This window comes from Streptomyces sp. NPDC058279 (assembly GCF_042881255.1).
Lineage (GTDB): Bacteria > Actinomycetota > Actinomycetes > Streptomycetales > Streptomycetaceae > Streptomyces.
The window spans coordinates 90,792-94,636 of sequence record NZ_JBHVYA010000014.1 but is presented as its reverse complement, the minus strand read 5'-3'; the positions used below and the strand labels follow the sequence as shown (position 1 = coordinate 94,636).

Annotated in this window: 3 protein-coding genes; 1 reads left to right on the top strand and 2 read right to left on the bottom strand. The window is 71.8% G+C overall.

Annotated features, from left to right (window positions below; translation table 11 throughout):
- The first annotated feature begins 268 nt into the window (after window positions 1-268).
- Entirely contained in the window at window positions 269-1,399 is a 1,131-nt protein-coding gene (locus ACFVXJ_RS24030; protein ID WP_389664554.1) for a nucleotide disphospho-sugar-binding domain-containing protein, read from the top strand.
- A 335-nt stretch (window positions 1,400-1,734) separates the two neighbouring features.
- Here ACFVXJ_RS24030 and ACFVXJ_RS24025 read toward each other — a convergent pair whose 3' ends face one another.
- Window positions 1,735-3,342, bottom strand: a complete 1,608-nt coding sequence (locus ACFVXJ_RS24025; protein ID WP_389664552.1) for a PH domain-containing protein — start codon at window positions 3,340-3,342, stop codon at window positions 1,735-1,737.
- Window positions 3,339-3,833: a PH domain-containing protein gene (locus ACFVXJ_RS24020; protein WP_389664568.1), complete on the bottom strand. Its 495-nt coding sequence runs from the start codon at window positions 3,831-3,833 to the stop codon at window positions 3,339-3,341. Before ACFVXJ_RS24020 ends, ACFVXJ_RS24025 begins: the two co-directional genes overlap by 4 nt.
- Window positions 3,834-3,845: the final 12 nt, after the last annotated feature.

Genomic DNA, 3,845 nt, shown 5'->3' with positions numbered 1-3,845 from the left:
CGCGCGCTCCACTACCCCCGAATAAGGAATCCAAGACCAGGGGACACTCTTGCACGCGGAAGAAGGGCGAGAAACCCCTAACAGGCCCCTACGGACCCCTAACCCCGGGCTCCGGGAAGCGCCTTGACTCGGCACGCATGACTGCATCAGGATGCGCCGGTAGGGCTGGTAATTGCAAGAGTAGCGATGTTATTCCATCACCGGAACTCCGTCATCGTCGAATCTCCGGCCCGGACAATTCACAGCTACCCGGGAGGAGCGCGTTCCCATGCGCGTGCTGTTCGTCTCGTATCCGGCCATTGGCCATGTCTTCCCCACCATTCCGCTGGCCTGGGCCCTGCGCTCGGCCGGGCACGAGGTCCTGGTCGCCAGCGCGGGTGACGCCCTGGAGGCCGCCAACGCCGGTCTGCACGTGGCGGATGTCAGTCCCGGCTTCGAGCTGGAGGGCTTCCTCCAGTCGACGGCCGGTGAACTGATGGCCCGGCTGCGGGGTCCGGGTGGTGTCGACCCGATGGACGGGCTGCGACTGTTCACCCACCTCAACGACCACCTCGCGGACGGCATCGTACGGACCGCCGACGCGTTCCGGCCCGACCTGATCGTCTTCGAGCAGATCTTCGTGTCCGGTCTGATCGCCGCCGCGCGCCTGGGCGTCCCCGCGGTGCAGCACAACTTCGGCTTCGCGCGCGGTACGCAACTGCGGGAGCTGACGGTGTCGATGCTGGGCGAGACGATGGCCCGGCACGGCGTGGCGGGGGTGCCCGCCGACGTCCCGGTGATCGACATCGCGCCGCCGAGCATGGCGGAGCCCGAGCGTGACGGTTGGTCGATGCGGCCGGTCCCGTACAACAGCGGTGCCGTGCTTCCGGACTGGCTGCTGGACGAGCCGCAGGGCCGCCGGATCGGTGTGACCCTGGGTACGGCTTCGGTGCACGTGAACGGCCTCGGGCCGGTCCAACGGCTGGTGGCGGCGGCGTCGGCCGTGGACGCGGAGTTCGTGCTGGCGCTGGGAGACGTGGACACGGCTGCGCTCGGCGAACTTCCGGACAACATACGCGTGGTGGGCTGGGTGCCGCTGACGGCGCTGCTGCAGACCTGTGACGCGGCGGTGCACCACGGTGGTGCGGGCACGACGCTGGCGGCGCTGAACGCGGGCGTGCCGCAGCTCGTCCTGCCGGACGGCGCGGACCGCCGGATCAACGCGGAGGCCGTACGGGACCGGGGCGCGGGTCTGCTCGGCACGGCCGAGGACCTCGACGCGGAGGTGCTCGGGCGGCTGCTGTCGGACGAGAAGATGTCGGCGGTCGCGCGGGAGGTGCGGGAGGAGATCGGGAGGATGCCGTCCCCCGCGTCGCTGGTGCCGAGGCTGGAGGAGCTGGCGGCGGCCCGCCACCGCTGAGCCCGCGGGCGCGTGCGCCCTCGCGGTACGAGCGGCAGGGGCCGTATCCGGGTGTCGTTTCCGGGTACGGCCCCTGCGGCGTTCGCGGCACGCGGCGCGCACGGCTCCCGCTGCGTACGGGGGCACGGGGCGCGTGCGGGGAGGCGATCCCGGGGGGTGAGGTGGAGGGGCGGCACGGGGGTCGCCGCCCCTCCACCTCTCGGGGGTTCGCCAGTTGGTCTGGGGCCTCTAGTCCCGGGCAGCGGGGCTTCGAGGGGTCATGCGGTCGTCGGCCGAGCGGCCGAGCGGCCGAGGAGGGTCATGGGGACGGGCAGTGGAGTCCCGTCCGTCGGGCGTCAGCCGCGCGGGACGCGTTCGATGAACGGGGCGAGCAGGTTGGGTACGGCTTCCTCGGCGAAGGCGAGGCCGGCGCCGATCGGTACGTCCCGGACCTTGTAGACACCGTCGCCCGCGGCGGTGGTGGCGCCGATGGTGAGCAGGCCGTTGCGCCGCTGGAAGTAGGAGCGGGTGATGTTCCAGCCGATCACGCCGTCGCGCTGGAGGGCCGCGGTGCGCCGGGCGAAGGTGCCGGCGCGGACGACGAGGTAGCGGTCGCGGAGCCCGTGGCCGAGGGCGCGGTAGGCGTCGTTGGCGAGGACGATGACCACCGGCAGGCCGACGAGGGCCGTGATCCAGGCGGTGTGGACCAGGACGGGGGTGAGCCACAGGCCCAGGCCCAGCGGGACGGCGACGACGGCGGCGAGGACGAGCAGCCCGCGGTTGACGCGGCGGCGCAGGGCGACGCGGGGGTGGCGCACGAGTTCGGCGAGCTCGGTCGGGGACCGGTCCTCGGCGAGGACGTCGGCGGCGACGCGCAGGGCCTCGGCCCGGGGTACCGGTGGTGTCAGGGAGCGGCGGCTGCGGTTCTCCTCGCTGTCGCCGAGGCCGCCGGCGATGGCGTTCAGGCGGGCGCCGCCCGCCCAGCGCAGCAGCATCGGCTCGGTGACCTCGACTCCGCGCAGCCTGCGCTCCTCGATGGTGACGGAGCGGGAGACGAGCAGTCCGCGGCGTACCCGGAAGACACCGTCCTGCTCGCGCTCCAGGCGGTACTTGGCCCAGGCGTCGACGAACGTGGCGACGGAGACCGCGACACCCGCGAGGGCGGTGATCACGACGGCGACGAGGATGCCGAACCACAGGGGTACGGAGCCGAAGCGTTCCTCGACGGCCTTGACGATGCCGAGTTCGAGCGGGTCGACCTTCATCTCGTGCAGGATGCGGTAGGCGGTGCCGACGCCGATGAAGACGCTGCCGACGCCCCAGACGGTGAGGGGTGCGTACCGCAGCCATGCCCAGTCCATCTCCGCGATGGTGAGGTCCTCGTCGTGGCCGGTGGTGCGGCCGCTGCCCCTGCGGTCGAGGAGCAGCCGGCGCAGGTCGTGGGCGTGTTGCTCGGTGATGCCGTCGAGGGAGAGCTTGCGGCTGGAGGAGGAGCTCTGTTCGCCGGTGCCGATGCGCAACGAGGTGAGGCCGAAGAGGCGGTGCATCGGCTTGGCGTCGAGGTCGATGCTGCGGATCCGGTCGACGGGCACCGAGCGGCGGCTGCGGAAGAGGAGCCCGGAGCGCAGTTCGAGGCGGTCGCCGGCGACCCGGAAGCGGGTGGTGAGCAGGCGCATCGTGCTGATGCCGGTGATGACCAGGAAGGTGATCACCAGGGAGCCGAGGGAGATGAGCGCCTGGAGGTTGGCGCCGGTGAGGGCGACGGTGAGGGCGAGCAGGGCGAGCGGGCCGGCGAGCATGCTCAGGTTGACCAGGAGGAGCCTGGGGCTGAGCTTGTTCCAGCCGAGGTCGGCGGCGCTGTCGACCGTACCGGCACCGTGCGCCGTACCGGCACCCTGCGCCGTACCGTCGCCGTTGTCGCCCCGGCCGCCGGCGGTGGTGCCCTGCTCGGTGTCGTGACTCATGTCGCGTCTCCGGGGGTGGCCTGGGTCGACTCGGTGAGGTGCTCGACCACTTCCCGCGCCGTCCGGTGGTCGATGCCCTTGATCTTCACGGCGCCGGAGGACGAGGCGGTGGTCACGGTGATGCCGGAGAGGCCGAAGAGTTGCTGGAGGGGGCCGCGGAGGGTGTCCACGGTCTGGATGCGCGACAGGGGAACGACCCGCCAGCGCTGCCAGAGCCAGCCGGACGCCGCGTAGACGGCCTCGTCGGTGGTCTCCCAGCGGTGCACCCGGTAGCGCCAGACCGGCATGACGGCCATGTAGGCGAGGCCCGGTACCAGCGAGATCAGGAAGGCCCAGCCGAAGAAGGGCCTGGCGGGCGGGATGCAGAGGTAGAGCACGCCGAAGACGAGCGGGAGGGGCAGGGCGAACACCGACGACTGGAGCGTCCACCAGCCGATCGCCCTGCGTTCCACGCGATTGCGCGGAGGCCTGAGCCTTACGCCACCATCCATGCGTTCCACTGC